12 protein-coding genes are annotated in these 14,994 nt (G+C 41.6%); 9 read left to right on the forward strand and 3 right to left on the reverse strand.

Going from position 1 to position 14,994, the window contains the following annotated elements; translation table 11 throughout:
• From KA713_20700 to KA713_20715, 4 genes are all read left to right on the forward strand, one after another.
• On the forward strand, positions 1 to 1,323 hold the full coding sequence (locus KA713_20700) for an IS1380 family transposase (protein UXE66823.1): 1,323 nt from the start codon (positions 1 to 3) through the stop codon (positions 1,321 to 1,323).
• A gap of 191 nt (positions 1,324 to 1,514) precedes the next feature.
• On the forward strand, positions 1,515 to 3,362 hold the full coding sequence (locus tag KA713_20705) for a T9SS type A sorting domain-containing protein (protein UXE66824.1): 1,848 nt from the start codon (positions 1,515 to 1,517) through the stop codon (positions 3,360 to 3,362).
• Positions 3,363 to 3,371: 9 nt separating this feature from the next.
• Positions 3,372 to 3,560, forward strand: coding sequence for a hypothetical protein (locus KA713_20710; protein ID UXE66825.1), 189 nt, complete (start codon positions 3,372 to 3,374; stop codon positions 3,558 to 3,560).
• Entirely contained in the window at positions 3,554 to 5,461 is a 1,908-nt protein-coding gene (locus tag KA713_20715; GenBank protein ID UXE66826.1) for a polysaccharide biosynthesis protein, read from the forward strand. The genes KA713_20710 and KA713_20715 overlap by 7 nt, the downstream gene beginning before the upstream one ends.
• A 456-nt stretch (positions 5,462 to 5,917) precedes the next feature.
• On the opposite strand, the gene KA713_20720 is transcribed toward KA713_20715, so the two are convergent.
• Together KA713_20720 and sucC are read right to left on the reverse strand one after the other, a co-directional pair.
• Complete coding sequence (locus tag KA713_20720; protein ID UXE66827.1) at positions 5,918 to 6,799, reverse strand: outer membrane beta-barrel protein; 882 nt, start codon at positions 6,797 to 6,799, stop codon at positions 5,918 to 5,920.
• Positions 6,800 to 6,856: 57 nt separating this feature from the next.
• Entirely contained in the window at positions 6,857 to 8,068 is a 1,212-nt protein-coding gene (gene sucC / locus KA713_20725) for an ADP-forming succinate--CoA ligase subunit beta (protein ID UXE66828.1), read from the reverse strand.
• Between the two features lie 74 nt (positions 8,069 to 8,142).
• Here sucC and KA713_20730 point away from each other — a divergent pair, with 74 nt between their 5' ends.
• Positions 8,143 to 8,796, forward strand: coding sequence for an ABC transporter ATP-binding protein (locus KA713_20730; GenBank protein UXE66829.1), 654 nt, complete (start codon positions 8,143 to 8,145; stop codon positions 8,794 to 8,796).
• A 505-nt stretch (positions 8,797 to 9,301) separates the two neighbouring features.
• On the opposite strand, the gene KA713_20735 is transcribed toward KA713_20730, so the two are convergent.
• Entirely contained in the window at positions 9,302 to 10,534 is a 1,233-nt protein-coding gene (locus KA713_20735) for a M48 family metallopeptidase (GenBank protein UXE66830.1), read from the reverse strand.
• A 98-nt stretch (positions 10,535 to 10,632) separates the two neighbouring features.
• Between KA713_20735 and KA713_20740 the strand changes: the two genes are divergently transcribed.
• The 4 genes from KA713_20740 (at position 10,633) to KA713_20755 (ending at position 14,983) form a co-directional block, all read left to right on the forward strand.
• Complete coding sequence (locus KA713_20740; protein ID UXE66831.1) at positions 10,633 to 11,286, forward strand: hemolysin III family protein; 654 nt, start codon at positions 10,633 to 10,635, stop codon at positions 11,284 to 11,286.
• Positions 11,287 to 11,359: 73 nt separating this feature from the next.
• Complete coding sequence (locus KA713_20745; GenBank protein ID UXE66832.1) at positions 11,360 to 11,758, forward strand: hypothetical protein; 399 nt, start codon at positions 11,360 to 11,362, stop codon at positions 11,756 to 11,758.
• 2 nt (positions 11,759 to 11,760) lie between these two features.
• On the forward strand, positions 11,761 to 12,051 hold the full coding sequence (locus tag KA713_20750) for a hypothetical protein (protein ID UXE66833.1): 291 nt from the start codon (positions 11,761 to 11,763) through the stop codon (positions 12,049 to 12,051).
• Between the two features lie 526 nt (positions 12,052 to 12,577).
• Positions 12,578 to 14,983 (forward strand): hypothetical protein, encoded by a 2,406-nt coding sequence (locus KA713_20755; GenBank protein ID UXE66834.1) that lies wholly within the window; start codon positions 12,578 to 12,580, stop codon positions 14,981 to 14,983.
• Positions 14,984 to 14,994 lie beyond the last annotated feature (11 nt).

Below are 14,994 nucleotides of genomic sequence, written 5' to 3' on the forward strand. Positions count from 1 at the left end.
ATGGAACACCACTATACCGATAAATTAGTAACAGCGTGGGGCGGGATGAAAGAGATGAAAATATTGATTGACCAAACTGGGATCAGCAAGAAGTTGGCCGAGCTTGGTTTGCCTGAGAGCAAGAGTAACAACCGGATAGATGCCGTGGGTATAATAGAGAGTTTTTGGGTGGGCATCTGGATTGGTTGCTTTCGTTTTAGTCACACAGCGGTGGTGCGGGTTGATGAAGTGTTGCGCCAGATATTTGGATGGAAGCGGGTTGCTTCGGGGACCACCTTCGGGCGTTTCTTTAAAAAGTTTACGCCCTCAATGAACCACCAAATTTTCATTGAACTGTACACGTGGTTTTTTGAGCAGATCCAATTCGACAATTACACGTTGGATATGGACAGCAGTGTGATCACCCGTTACGGGGAACAGGAGGGCAGCAAAAAAGGGTACAACCCCAAGAAGCCTGGCCGTGGCAGCCATCATCCCTTGTTTGCTTTTGTCAATGACATACGCATGGTGGCCAATTGCTGGAACCGCAGCGGCAATACAGGGAGCAACAGCAACTGCATCCATTTTTTAGAAGAGACCTTTGCCATCCTCAAAAACAAAACAGTAGGGTTGTTCAGGGCCGATAGTGGGTTTTGTACCGGTACAGTCTTGGATTTCATTGAGCAGAGAAATATCCCCTACGTCATTGCCTGTAAGCTGTATGCCAATTTACAAGCCAGCATTTATGGTATCACCCAATGGAATGCGATAGGCGAAGGCTTATGGGTATCGGAAATAAACTACCAGCAAGGCGGCTGGGGCAAAGCCCGTAGGATTGTGGTCATCAAACAAAGTGAAGAAATCAGGGCCAGGGCAACGGGTAAGAAGCTCAAGACATTATTCAGCAGCGTGGGCATAGCGGACGAAAAAGTGTACCGCAAAAGGTACCATGCCTTTGTCACTAACCAAGCCCTGCCGGCAACAGAAATATGGGAACAATATAAGCGCAGGGGTGATGCCGAAAACAGGATCAAGGAGTTGAAAGAAGATTTCGGTACAGAAGGCTTTTGCATGGATAGTTTTTGTGCTACTGAAACAGCTATGCGCTTTGTGATGGTAGCCTATAATTTGATGAGCCTGTTCCGGCAAATAACCCATCAAAAACAGCCACAGCCCAAGCTTTCCACATTAAGGTTCAACTGCTTTGCAGTTGGAAGTTGGGTGGAGCAGGAAGCCCAAAAATGGGTACTGAAAATGTCCGTCCCACTCAAAAGAAGGCAATGGTATGATGGATTATTCTCAAATGTCCAAAAAATAAACCTGCCACTAAGTCTGACTGGATAGTTCTACTGCAAAATCTGGTTTTAAATGGGGTGGCAATGGGGCTTTTTGAGAGGGATTGTGTTTGCCAACAGGTTACAATTTAATGGCTAAAGAGGCACATCAAGTAATGGAGAGGTTACTAAATTAAAGCCTTTTGGATTTAAAGATTGATATGTTAAATTTGTAAATTAATATTTGTTAAATAAATTGAAATGAGTAAAAATTGCGTTGTTATATTTTTATGTGGACTTCTATTCTTGCCTGTCATTGTCGCTGCTCAAGCCGTTGGTGATTATCGCTCACGTCAAGATGGTAACTGGAGTACAGCAGGCAGTTGGCAACGTTGTACAAGCATTACTCCCGTTACTTGGAATACTGCTAGTGCTGCCCCTACTATTTCCAATGGCGTCATAACCATTAGCAGTACTCATACTATCACTGTAACCACGAATGTAACAGCGGATCAGGTTGTCGTTGCATCGGGAGGAACTTTGTTAGTTAACTCAGGCAACACGTTGACTATTGCTGACGGTGGGGGTGTAGATTTGTCTGTTAGTGGAACTATGGCTGTCTCTGGGTCATTGGATATATCCTCCGGGGCGCAAGTGGACACAAATAATAATATCACAATTGTTTCAAATTCATCTGGTGACGGTCGATTAGGACCAATGCAAGGTACAATTAATGGGAGTATTACTGTAGAGCGTTATGTCAACAACATTGGGGTCCGATCCTATAGGTATTTAGCATCTCCAATTACCAATGGGAACATTGCATCCTGGCAAGCTTCCTTTCCTATAACGGGTTTATTTACAGGTGCTTCCACTTCTGCGGAATGGCTAGCATTTCCCGGGATGGTTTCAACAAGTCCATCATTGTATTTTTATAATCAAGCGACTGAGGCTTATGTTGCTTACCCAACTACTAATAACGCTGCTGCAGTAACCAACGGGGTTGGTTACGCTGCCTATTTTCGTGACACCAACCCAATTACAGTAAGCGTTACAGGTACTGTTCGATCGGGTGATGTTCCTATTAATCTAACTTCAACTGGTGCTGGCTATAATTTGATTGGTAATCCCTATCCTTCGGCCATTAGCTGGGATTTAGTTGACTTAACTACACTGCCTCAAATTAGCACCACCTATGCTGTGCGAGATAATACCGATCAAAGCGGAGTAGGTGCAGGCAACTTTGCTTATTACCAACAGGGCGGAGGTTCTTCTATTCCAGCGGGATTTGATGGTACTATTGCCATGGGGCAGGCTTTTTGGGTTCAAGCTTTTGCCAACTCAACAATAACTTTTCAAGAATCTAATAAGATTTTGGCATCTAGCCCAATTTTTTTCAGAAAAGCCACTTCTGAAACGAAGAATGTCTTAAGAATTAAGGCGGAAGGTTTGTCAAATGCTTTGGTGGACGAAACAATTGTTTGTTTTAATGAGGAAGCGATCGATGCCATGGATAGAAAGGATGCGGTAAAGCGCTTAAATTCAAAGTTGAACCTTTCCTCTTTTGCAAGTGACGGAAAAGAAATGGCAATTAATACGTTTAGCAACCTGCCAATTGATAGAATGGTTATATTGAATTTATCAGGAGCCACCATTGGGGATTATAAATTAAATTTTTCTCAATTGGAGACCTTCTTGGCATTGCCAACGATTGAACTTTTTGATGATTTTACTAAACAAAGTGTAAACATAAACCTTCAAAATTCCACCTATAACTTTTCAGTAACTTCTGATTCCTTGAGCTATGGAGACAAGCGCTTTAGGATTAGTATTAAAAACTTGGTTACTAGTCTAGAAGATGAGAATATTGCAGTGAGTGCGTATCCTAACCCTATTTCCAACCAATATACCATATCCTTGCCGAAAGAGGTTTCGTTCAATGGCTCAATTGGATTTTATAACACCATTGGTCAACAGGTAGAACCTACATTGGTAAATTCCACTAATTCTGAGAAGTCATTTGATTTTTCCAACCTTCAATCTGGCATGTTTATAGTTAAGATTCCAACCACCAATGGAGTTCATCTTTTAAAGGCTATTAAGAAATAATAAGAAATAATGAAAGCTCGATATTTTTTTGCAATAATCATTTTATCAGTTGCATCGATAACGGTAGGTAATGCCCAACCTGTCGACCCAGGTGGTGACCCTGACGTGCCCATTACAGGTATCGAAATACTGATAGGTGCAGGTGGGGCACTTGGCTTAAAGAAGTTATTGAATAAAAGAAAAAAGTCAAATTGTTAACTGATCAGCTCTTTCGCTTTATCAGGAGCATTAAAATCCTGCCTAGATGGGTAATCATTTTTCTAGATTTAGCCATCATTTATTTCTCATGCCTACTTGGCTATATTCTTCGCTTCAGTTTCTCACTTACAGAGCCCAATTATAGCAATTTCATCAAAGGCCCTCTTTTCTACACTGCCTTCGGTGCGCTGGCCATCGCTATCACCAGCAGCTACAAAGGCATTATTCGCTATACAGGCTTGCAAGATGGGGTGCGAATAATTTTAATGGTGTTCGTCAACGCTACATTTGTGGCGATTGGTAACCTTGTTTTCTTTTACAATGGCCAAGGAAACATTGTTCCGTATTCGGTTATCATCATCAGCTTTTTAAGCGCTTCGTTAATCTTGTTCAATTACCGCTTGCTGGTGAAGTATGTTTTCTCCTATTACCGAAATGCCATGTTCAAAAAATTGCGGGTGTTGATCTACGGGGCAGGCCAAACAGGCATCGTTACCCGGCATGTGATTGATTCTTCAGCCAGAACCCAAACCGTAGGATTCTTGGAAAATGATAAGAACAAAATTGGCAAAGTGCTCGATGGCATTAAAATCTACAATGCCAATTTTTCAGAATTGGAAGAACTGTTTAAGGATCTTCAGATCGATGAGGTGGTGATGACGGTGCGCGATTTGGGTTTAGATTCGAAGAATGATCTGGTGAATGTGTGCATCCGCAACCATGTAAAGATAAGGACCATTCCGTCTGTGGATAAGTGGGTGAGGGGTGAATTGAGTATAAACCAGATCAAAGAAGTAAACATTGAAGATCTATTGGGCAGAGAGTCGATAAAACTGGATCGGCACGAAGTGCAAAGCGACTTGCAAGGAAAGCGTGTGTTGATTACTGGCGCAGCAGGATCAATTGGTAGTGAATTGGTTCGACAGGTGATTCAATACAATCCGGAGAGCTTGATTTTAATTGATCAAGCAGAATCTGACTTGTACGAAATTGAGCGCGAAATCAGGAGAAAAGAGAGTTGGTCAAAGATTAGTCTGTATTTGGCCGACATCACCAACAAGGAAAGAATGGAAGCCATTTTTGCTGCGCACAAACCTGAAGTGGTTTTTCACGCAGCGGCCTACAAGCATGTTCCCATGATGGAGAGCAATCCATCAGAAGCGATTGTTTGCAATATCCTAGGTACTAAGTTATTGGCTGATCTGGCAGTGGCGAATCACGTACGGAAATTTGTCATGATCTCAACCGACAAGGCGGTGAACCCGACCAACGTAATGGGTTGCTCCAAGCGAATAGCCGAGATTTATGTTCAGTCGCTCAATAGCCATGCAGCCCTAACAGGAGGTAAAACGTCATTTGTTACCACCCGCTTCGGCAATGTGTTGGGTTCTAATGGATCGGTGATCCCGTTGTTTAAGAAGCAGATTCAGCAAGGTGGGCCCGTTACCGTTACGCACCCCGAAGTAACCCGCTACTTCATGACCATTCCAGAAGCTTGCCAGTTGGTATTAGAGGCCGGCACCATGGGCAAAGGTGGTGAGATCTTTATCTTTGATATGGGGAGCGCAATCAGGATTTCAGATCTTGCCAAGAAGATGATTTACCTATCGGGTTTTGAGCCGGGAAGAGATATCGAGATTGTGTATACCGGCCTACGTGAGGGTGAAAAATTGTACGAAGAACTGCTCAACAACTACGAAGACACCGTACCAACGCACCATAAAAAAATCATGATTGCCAAGGTGAAAGAGCACTCTTACGATGAAATCAATAAATTCGTTGACCTGTTCAACGATTTGGTGTACGATGCCAATGAATTAAAAATGGTGGCCTTGATGAAAGAGTTGGTACCTGAGTATAAAAGCAATTACTCGCGTTACGAAGTACTAGATCAAAGATAGAGCAATGTAGTGATAAATAGCTGGTGACTTGATGAGATAATTTGTTAAAATTAGCGCATCATCCAAGAGGAAGAAAGCTCTGCTGAAGTAACTGATCAGCAATAAGGTAACGCTTGTATGAAAAAAGAGGGCTGGTAAATTGTTTGGTCAGTTCTATTTTTTTTTGGTCAGCCTAATGGCCCCAAAAACTAATTTATCATTGGATAGATAAACATACTCATACCATAGTCATAGTTGGGTATCAATTGACAAGCCACTATCTCGACTCAGTGTTTTTACTAATAGAATTCCCCAACGAATTACAGATAATCTTCAGCAAGCCCAGCATCGCTTTTTTTGTCTTTCCCATAAACAAAAAAAGTTTAGTGAAACCGCTTTCACTAAACTCTTTGTAACTATATCAATATCCCCAAGCTGGGATCACCAACTATTTTTCAGTAAGATTGCTTCTTTAGCTTATTTCCTTAGTCGGCCATTTCTGTTGTAACGATACATCGAGCCGCGCTTCTTCGAGTATGATTTCCTGTTTCCACCACCTCCCAAATCCAGTGGAAGGTAGTATTCAATCTTAACATTAAGAAGCATATAAGCGTCATCACTGGTAGGGTTTCCTCTCACTCCTCCTGGAAGGCCTTGTTGAGCAGGATCAACTCTTTTGTCAGACATTCTCGCAGCCAATGGATCTGAAAAAGCAGCAGTGCCTAAGTAAGAGGGGCCGCTTACATCGTCCAAATAATCCGTAAGTACTTTTCTCCACCCACCTTCAATGGCAACGTTAAGCTGAGGGGTAACTTTTAATCTAACCCCTAAACCAAAAGGAATGGTGGGAGTGACCAAGCTGTATTCTTTTCCTTCCGTTTGAAGAGGTTGTAGAGCTACTAAATTACCAGTAAGTGGATCTTTCGCTTTAGGATTAAAATAAAGAAGCCCCACACCCGCAAAACCATAGAGATTAAATGAAGGCCTTCTATAATACCGATCACCATGCGCATATAAATTAACAATGCCCACGGCACTCAGTTCAAAATTGCTCGATTGAAAGGAAAGATTTCTTTGATCCCTTCCACCTGAGGTAGCTTTTGCGTCATCACCAGCTAGGGTAAACCAGTTAAGTTCAACCCTTCCACCTATTCGGTTGCTAAAATAGTATTGTAATCCAATATTAACATTCGGTTGAGCTCCTATTATATCGCTACTGTTAGCAAGGTCGCCATAGTATGACGATGTTCCCAAACCTCCAGTAAAAATCAATGAGCGCTCTCCTCTAGCTGCATAAAAGCTTTGCGAAAAGCTGCTGACCGCCAAGAGGGACAATAATAAGCAAAGTAAATTCTTCATAAAGCTAGAATTAAAATGCAATTTATACAAAATTGTATTGATATGGAAAATAACCAGTTACTTTAAAACTTCCGTGATCTTTTGTGCTGCCTCTTTCAACTGAATAGCCGAGAATACCTTTAGCCCTGATTCTTTGATGATTTTAGCTCCTTCTTCGGCATTGGTTCCTTGCAATCGCACAATAATGGGAACCGGTATGTTGCCCACTTTTTTGTAGGCTTCTACCACGCCATTGGCTACCCGATCACACCTTACAATTCCACCAAAGATGTTGATTAATATGGCTTTAACATTGGGATCTTTAAGTATAATTCTAAATCCAGCCTCTACCGTTTCGGCATTGGCACCACCGCCCACATCCAAGAAGTTGGCAGGCTCACCACCCGATAGCTTAATGATATCCATAGTGGCCATAGCAAGGCCTGCACCGTTCACCATACAACCCACATTGCCATCCAATTTAACATAGTTGAGGCCTGATTTACCAGCCTCCACTTCCAATGGATCTTCTTCCGAAATGTCTCTTAATTCTTCTAAGTCCTTGTGCCTGAACAAAGCATTGTCGTCTAGGTTAACCTTTCCGTCCACCGCCAAGATTTTGCTATCGGATGTTTTTAGCACGGGGTTGATCTCGAACATGGAGGCATCTAATCCGATATATGCTGCGTAAAGTGAGTTCACAAATTTCACCATCTCTTTAAAGGCATTTCCCTCTAAGCCCAAAGCGAAGGCAATCTTTCTTGCTTGAAACGGTTGCAAGCCAATAGTAGGGTCAATCCATTCTTTTACAATCTTTTCAGGATGGGTGGCCGCCACTTCTTCAATGTTCATACCTCCTTCGGTGGAGGCCATGATCACGGGCTTGCTGGTAGAGCGATCCAACAAAATACTCATGTAGTATTCTTTGGGTTCAGATTCGCCCGGATAGTAAACATCTTCGGCAATCAATACTTTGTTAACTTTCTTTCCGGCAGGGCCTGTTTGAATGGTTACCAATGTGCCGCCCAAAATGGCTTTCGATTTTTCAAATACTTCATCTACGCTTTTGGCCAATACTACACCGCGCGAACCGGTTTCTTTAACCGTTCCTTTTCCACGGCCACCAGCATGGATTTGTGACTTTACCACAAACCATTTAGACCCAGTCTCGGTCATTATTTCTTTGGCTGCTGCAACTGCTTTGTCAGGTGTATCGGCAACAATACCGCGCTGCACGGCCACACCAAACTTTTTTAGAATATCTTTCGCCTGGTATTCGTGAATATTCATGTGAAATAGATTAGGATATTAATTTTGGAAGCAAGCTAGTTTTTTTAAACCTTTATTTCAAGAAATAAATTTTCATGCTAAAAGGAAGATCATTGACAAAAAAGTATGGCGACTTGCCCGTGCTAAAAGGGGTGGACATCGACATCCGAAAAAGTGAGGTGGTATCCATTGTGGGCGCATCGGGTGCTGGCAAAAGTACGCTGCTTCACATATTGGGTACATTGGATACACCCGATGCAGGTATGCTGGAGATTGATGGACAAAATGTAGTTGGTCGCAAGCCTGCCGACTTAGCAGCCTTTCGAAATGCAAACATCGGGTTTGTGTTTCAGTTTCATAATCTCTTGCCCGAGTTTTCGGCTTTGGAGAATGTAATGATACCCGGATTGATCGCGAAGAAATCTCAAACGCTTGTAAAAGATCGGGCCATTGAATTGTTGACGATGCTTAGATTGAAAGAACGAGCCGAACACAAACCTGCTGAGTTATCAGGAGGGGAGCAGCAGCGTGTGGCCGTGGCGCGGTCGCTGATCAATTCACCTAAGTTAGTTTTAGCCGATGAACCGAGTGGAAATTTAGATTCGAAAAACGCAACCGAATTGCATCAACTGTTCTTTAACCTGCGCGATCAATTTGGGCAGACATTTGTGATTGTTACCCACAACCAAGAGTTTGCTTCTACCACTGACCGAAAGTTAGAGATTAAAGATGGAATGATGCGGGTTTGAGATTCTAACAAAAAAAGGCAGTTGCCTGACTCCCTTTTTTTTCCACTTCTACTTTTTTAAACCGCTTTGGTTCAGCTTTGCTGCGTTTGTACTTCGGGCTGATTTTCGAATATCTGTTTTGCGCGAGCTGCCCGACATCTCGTATTCATCTGAGTCTTTGCCGAACTCCGATGCCACACATGTGACCATGCGCCATTCTGCTGTTGTTGATCTTTGACCGTGGGAGATGAGGAAGTGCATCACCAATAATCGATATGAATTGTTTCCTGTTAGCGCGCCCTTGATCGTCAGTACTGGATTGGAGCAACAATTCTAAAAGTGACACTTTCTTTTTTTGATGATGAAAAAGTCTAATTTTCTATTGATGCGAATGGGTCTCATGTCGTTTCAAAAAACGTGCCTTCGGTACATCAGCAGATAGAGAACTTTGCAGTTACAGTATTAAAAATCCCAGAGGCTATCGAACAAACCAAATGGTAGAGTAAGAAATTGGTAGAGTAAGAAATCACGCCACTAGCGCCTTAAGTCTTTTTAACAATGGCGGATGTGAATAACAAAAAAACACGTAAACCGGATGTGGATAAAGATTGTCTAAAGAATCCACCGAAAGTTTTTTAAGTGCATTGGCTAGCGACAAACCATTAAAGGTTTGCTTCGCATACGCATCGGCCTCAAATTCATTTTTGCGACTGTAGATGCTCATGAGCAAACCAGTAATCCCTGAAATAGGGGAGAACAATATCCCAAAGGCAATCAAGTTGAGATGCAATGCTTGTTGCGTACCGCCTAGGGCAATAGACAATTGTTGATTGAACACCATCAACGACAAAATATAAAGTGTGAAAGCTATTTGCATGGCCGAGAGTACGAACGCATACACAATATGCTTCTTTTTAAAATGTCCTACTTCGTGTGCAAGCACAGCTACCAGTTCATCTTTGCTATGATTTTTAATGAGCGTATCAAATAGAACAATTTTCTTTTTTTTACCAATGCCAGAAAAGAATGCATTCGCTTTATTTGAACGCTTTGACCCATCCATCACAAAGATGTTATCCAACGGGAAATTTACTTTCTGTGCAAACGTCTCAATACTTGTTTTGAGTTCACCTTCTTCTAGCGGAGTAAGCTTATTGAATAGTGGCAGTATCAACGATGAGTAAAACATGTTCACAAAGAAAATGAAAGCAATGGCGATTAATCCAAACCAAATCCAAAAGTTATCACCTATGGATTGGATCAAATAAAGTAAAATAGAAATAAGCAATCCCCCAATAATGACACCAAGGGCATACCCTTTCAACTTATCGGCAACAAAAGTTCTAATGCTTGTTTTGTTGAAGCCGTATTTTTCTTCAATCACAAAGGTGTCGTATAGTTGAAATGGAATCGTAATAATGTCTGATACCAGTATAGTGGCCCCAAAAAAAGCCAACGCTAGGGGTATTTCTTGTGTGATATAATTTCTGAGAAAATTGTCTAACCAGCCAAAACCACCTAGCACTAAAATCGACATCGACAATAAAAAACTGAAACCTTCTTTAAAAAAACCAAAGAGCGTTTGTTCGTTTGTATAACTCAAAGACTTAAGATACTTTTCTTGATCGTAGAAAGATGCTATTTCCGATGGAATTTCTTTTCGTTGTGCTTTTAAATTTACTATTTCCAAAAGTAAATCAAACACGTAGCTAACAATCGAAATAGCCAAAATGATATAGAGTATTATTTGGGGCGTCATATTCGTTTGATAACTTTGTTGCAAAGGTATTAGATTAACTTTTTTATGCAATTCACTATGTTGATCCGTGTTTGGAAAAGAGTTAGCGACAATTGGAAATGAAAAACAGCAAACCCGAAGCGATAAAACGAGAACAATCAACAGGCGAAGAGATTGCCAACAGCATCAGCCACGGGGTAGCTGCAGTGGGTGCAATAGCCATCACGCCTATTATGATTGTGAAGGCAATACCTGCGGGTGCGGCTGCCGTTGTTGGTGTGAGTATCTTTGGCACTACCATGATTTTGCTCTACTTATCATCTACACTTTATCACGCCTTCACGCACAATTTAACAAAAAGGATATTCAACATTTTTGATCACGGTGCCATTTTTCTGTTGATCGCGGGAACCTATACCCCTTTTACTTTGGGTGTGCTTCGGGGTGTGTGGGGTTGGTCTTTATTAGTAGTGGTGTGGGTGTTAGCCATTTTGGGTGTTGTTTTAAAGTCAGTAGCAGGCGCGCGCAGCGGAAAACTTTCTACCGGATTGTACCTTGCCATGGGTTGGCTGGCGGTTTTGGCGATAAAACCATTTTGGCTACACATGCCGGGTTTGGGGTTGATTTGGTTAGTGGCAGGTGGACTGATGTATTCGGCTGGAGTTTTCTTTTTTGTTGCCCATCGAATTCGATACCATCATTTCATTTGGCACATTTTTGTAATGGCAGGCACCGCTTGTCATGTGGTGGCTGTGATGGGGTATGCTTTTTAGCCTTCGCCCTTGGCAAGCCTGGCTACTCAACGTTTGATTTGGTAAATTGACAACCAATGCAACACCAGAGAAGATGGAAAAACTGCTCTTGTATGCTGGCAAGGATCTGCAGGATTTAACTAGGGAGGAGTGGCTGAAAACCAAAGCCCCGATACTGCAGCCAATTGCCAAAAAATGGTTTACTGAAATCAAAAATTGCGGAGAGGATGTTCAAATCATTTTTCACGATGGTTATCCAATAGGGTGTGTCCACCAAGCACCATTTACCTATGTGAACGCTTTCACCGCCCATGTCAATGTTGGTTTTTTTTATGGAGCCGAGTTGCATAACCAAAACGGAATGCTGGAAGGTAGCGGAAAACGGATGCCTCACATCAAGATAAAACCGCACATAGTCTTTGATGAAAGAGAAATTGTACGTTTAATGCGGACAGCTTATATAGATATTAAAAGAAGGTTAAGAGAACAATAACTATGAGCGAGGAGCGAATTCAGACATTACATCCCCAAGCGGGTAAAAAGAATAAGCTTATCTCATTGAAAAAATATGAGATCATAAAAGGTCAGCTACTAAAAATATTGACTAAAAGAGAATTGACCCATACGGAATTGATGGAAGAACTTTATAGTCGAGTGAAAAATACTTTTGAAGGTGGCGTGCAATGGTATGGAGAAACTGTAAAACTAGATCTGGAAGCAAGAATGATTATTGAAAGAACATCGAGCATGCCAGAGAAATATCGATTGAGAGAGACTGACAAGTGAGGGGTAATTTCGCCACTGCATTTGCCTAAATCCTGTGGTAATCTTCAATAAATTTAGTCAAAAATCCTCCGCAATATCTTCCACCTTCTTGTCTTTATCTCCATGCATGATTTTGATCACGGGCACCGAGCGGTAGGTGAGATGGCTGACTTGCCCTTTTTTGGACTTTTTTATTCAATTTTAGTTTTGGAATTAGTAAGCTTGGTTTGGATTGTGACTAATTCCTGCGGTGTGGATTTTACAGATAATCTCAAACTAAAATAAGACAAAATTGACCTCGCCATTCGGAAATTTTAATAAACCAAGATACTTCTATAATAGATGGCCTTTGAACTGGCGGCCAACAGTTTGTTTCATAATTGCGTTGATTTTAAAGTGCGTTTCGGTCAATGCGCAGAATGACTACCTGATAAACCCAACCAATTTAGACCCGCAATTTCTTTGTCGTCTTATTAAAAATGAGCAGGACAGCCTTAGAAAAAAGTTAAAACATGTTCCGCTCGTTAACCACGCAAGGTTGCAGTTTTTGGCACAAAAGGCAGCAGAGCAAAATCTCGAATTTAAGAAACTAAAGAAGACCCCGAAAAGAAAATCGTTACGAGCAGAATTGACCGATCTTGGATTTACGCTAGAGCTAGAAGGTGAGCTTTCAGTTATTACCTATTTGGAAGAGCCAATCAATTATTTTGCACCGTTAGAACTATTTACATTTCGCAACCAAACCTATAAGCAAGCTGCTAGAAATATTGTGGCGATGCTGAAAACCCAAGCCGCTCATTCAAGGATGATTTCAGATCCACGTGACTTGCAAATGGGAATAGGCATGGCAATAGACACCTTAACAAATATGCTTGCAGTTGTGCAATATTTTACTGCTGGCTTACCAGAGCAAACCGCATTTTATAAAGAGTTTTCTGAAAAAGAGTCTTTTCAGGCCTATGCAAAGTCACCTAAGCCATGGTTTAAACGTGCGCCTCGCACCAACCGAAACCTCCGACTTGCACAGAAATGGACAAGCAAAAAAAGTGCTTTTGAAGGTTGGATTACCACTTCCAAGAAAGATTTAAAGAGGGCATTCCGATGGTACCATCCACGTAGTGGGTTAGTGCTTGAAGTCAATTCAGAATCGCAATTTGAAAAGAAAAATGCATACCTAGCCACGCCATCTCGGAACAACCAACAGGCAATTGTTAATGGCACCATTGGAACACTCATTAAGCGAAAAGAAATTATTAGCGAATGGAAAAAACAGGCCAAGCCTCAGCCATTGAAAATTCTAGGGCTAACAACTCCGTTAAAAAGATGGCCACGCTACTCATCCATCAAATTGCCAGGCACCAATCAACAACAGAGATCTGCCCAAGTATTGGTTATCCGAAGAGGAAAGCTCTGCAATATCTTAGGGGTTTATCCAATTCCTGCTTCCGAACTTGACCCACCTTTTTCAAGACTGCCTTTTTTATTTCCCTCAGTGGGTTTTCAAATGGATAGCCTAGCTACTAATTTTTCAGATTCAAGCGCGTTTCAGGTTTATTATTTACCTGCAGTCACACAACTCCACGAGGACGACCAGCAGGCACTTTTAGGGTTAGTTCCTACTGGAGCTCAAATAAAAAAGATACGAATTCACGCGTTCGCTAGCATCGAAGGGAATGCTATTGATAATGAAAAACTGTTTAAAAAACGAGCGGCCAACATCCAAATGTTTCTTGAGCAACAAAATCTGGCATCAAGCAAAACGCAAATGGAGCTTTTCACTGAAGAAAATTGGAAACAAATGCGAGAACAGTTGGCCACCGATACTATTCTGTTACCGCTAACTAACTCACCAGAACCTAAGATTCGGGAATATATCAATAAACATGTAGGTGATAGCTTGATCCGTTCATGGCTTGATGCACAACGCTACGCATGGATTAGTTTTGAGTTGAATTGGCCAGAGCGGAAGCCTGAATCAATTGAAAGCGTCTTAAGCCAATTTGAGGAAATTCTGAATCAACCCAAGCAAAATACCACCTCATTAAATAAGCTCGCCTTTTTACAAAGAAAGTATTATGGCCTTTTGGTAGTAAACCAACAGGCACTTTCAGACAAGCTTACCTTTCCACCCGATGTCATATTCTCATTGCTTCGTTATCAAAAAGCCGTGTTTCAATATAAACAACAAGCCTTGCTTGAAAGCAAGTTTCTTGCTGAGTTAATGGCATTGGCCAGTACCAAAGGTTTAAGTGCAACGGTTCGACAGTATTGCGTGCAGCACCATCAAGTATATCTCGCCAATGCCATGTTTCATGACTTATCTTTACTGCCCAAAGAAGAAGATTGGAATTGCCCATGGGAGAAAAATAAAAGTTTGAATTTGATTGAGCCCAAGAAACATAAGCATGCCTATAGCGATTTACCATCGCTTGTTGAGGCACTGGATGTTCTATCCATTTTGATACAACGATATCAACCTTACAAGATTTACCGAGAAACTATTCGATCGTTGGATTTTTACTATCTCGTTACTCTGGCTCAGGCGTTACTTCGGCAGGACAAATTCAACTATTTGCCAATGGTGAAGGGATTGGCAACTAAAATATGGAATCGACATGTAATGCCTTACACACACACGGAAAAGGAGAGTATTGAGTTTGCGTTATTCTTCAACTTGACCAATCAGCGTTCATACTCCATTAAACTTTTGCAACCGTTGGTTATGCGCGCACATCCAAACCCTGACGCATTGATGATTTGGATTTCATTAAACTTTAATAGCCGCAATGAACTAAAAACTGAGAATGCATTGCTGGAAGCCCGTAAATATTTAACTATAAATCAATGGTGCGAATTAGTAGGTTCTGGAAACTATATACCGCTGAACTTTTTGGAGAGATTTAAGGTGAGGAAAGCTTGGTATGAAGCCTGCAAAAGTTTGGAGTTGTATTGATTTGCAAAAAA

It is taken from the genome of Chryseotalea sp. WA131a (assembly GCA_025370075.1).
Lineage (GTDB): Bacteria > Bacteroidota > Bacteroidia > Cytophagales > Cyclobacteriaceae > ELB16-189.

Coding starts and splice junctions, on each gene's coding strand:
- KA713_20700 (UXE66823.1), top strand. CDS start 1: ATGGAACACCACTATACCGATAAATTAGTAACAGCGTGGGGCGGGATG.
- KA713_20705 (UXE66824.1), top strand. CDS start 1,515: ATGAGTAAAAATTGCGTTGTTATATTTTTATGTGGACTTCTATTCTTG.
- KA713_20710 (UXE66825.1), top strand. CDS start 3,372: ATGAAAGCTCGATATTTTTTTGCAATAATCATTTTATCAGTTGCATCG.
- KA713_20720 (UXE66827.1), bottom strand. CDS start 6,799: ATGAAGAATTTACTTTGCTTATTATTGTCCCTCTTGGCGGTCAGCAGC.
- sucC (UXE66828.1), bottom strand. CDS start 8,068: ATGAATATTCACGAATACCAGGCGAAAGATATTCTAAAAAAGTTTGGT.
- KA713_20730 (UXE66829.1), top strand. CDS start 8,143: ATGCTAAAAGGAAGATCATTGACAAAAAAGTATGGCGACTTGCCCGTG.
- KA713_20735 (UXE66830.1), bottom strand. CDS start 10,534: ATGACGCCCCAAATAATACTCTATATCATTTTGGCTATTTCGATTGTT.
- KA713_20740 (UXE66831.1), top strand. CDS start 10,633: ATGAAAAACAGCAAACCCGAAGCGATAAAACGAGAACAATCAACAGGC.
- KA713_20745 (UXE66832.1), top strand. CDS start 11,360: ATGGAAAAACTGCTCTTGTATGCTGGCAAGGATCTGCAGGATTTAACT.
- KA713_20750 (UXE66833.1), top strand. CDS start 11,761: ATGAGCGAGGAGCGAATTCAGACATTACATCCCCAAGCGGGTAAAAAG.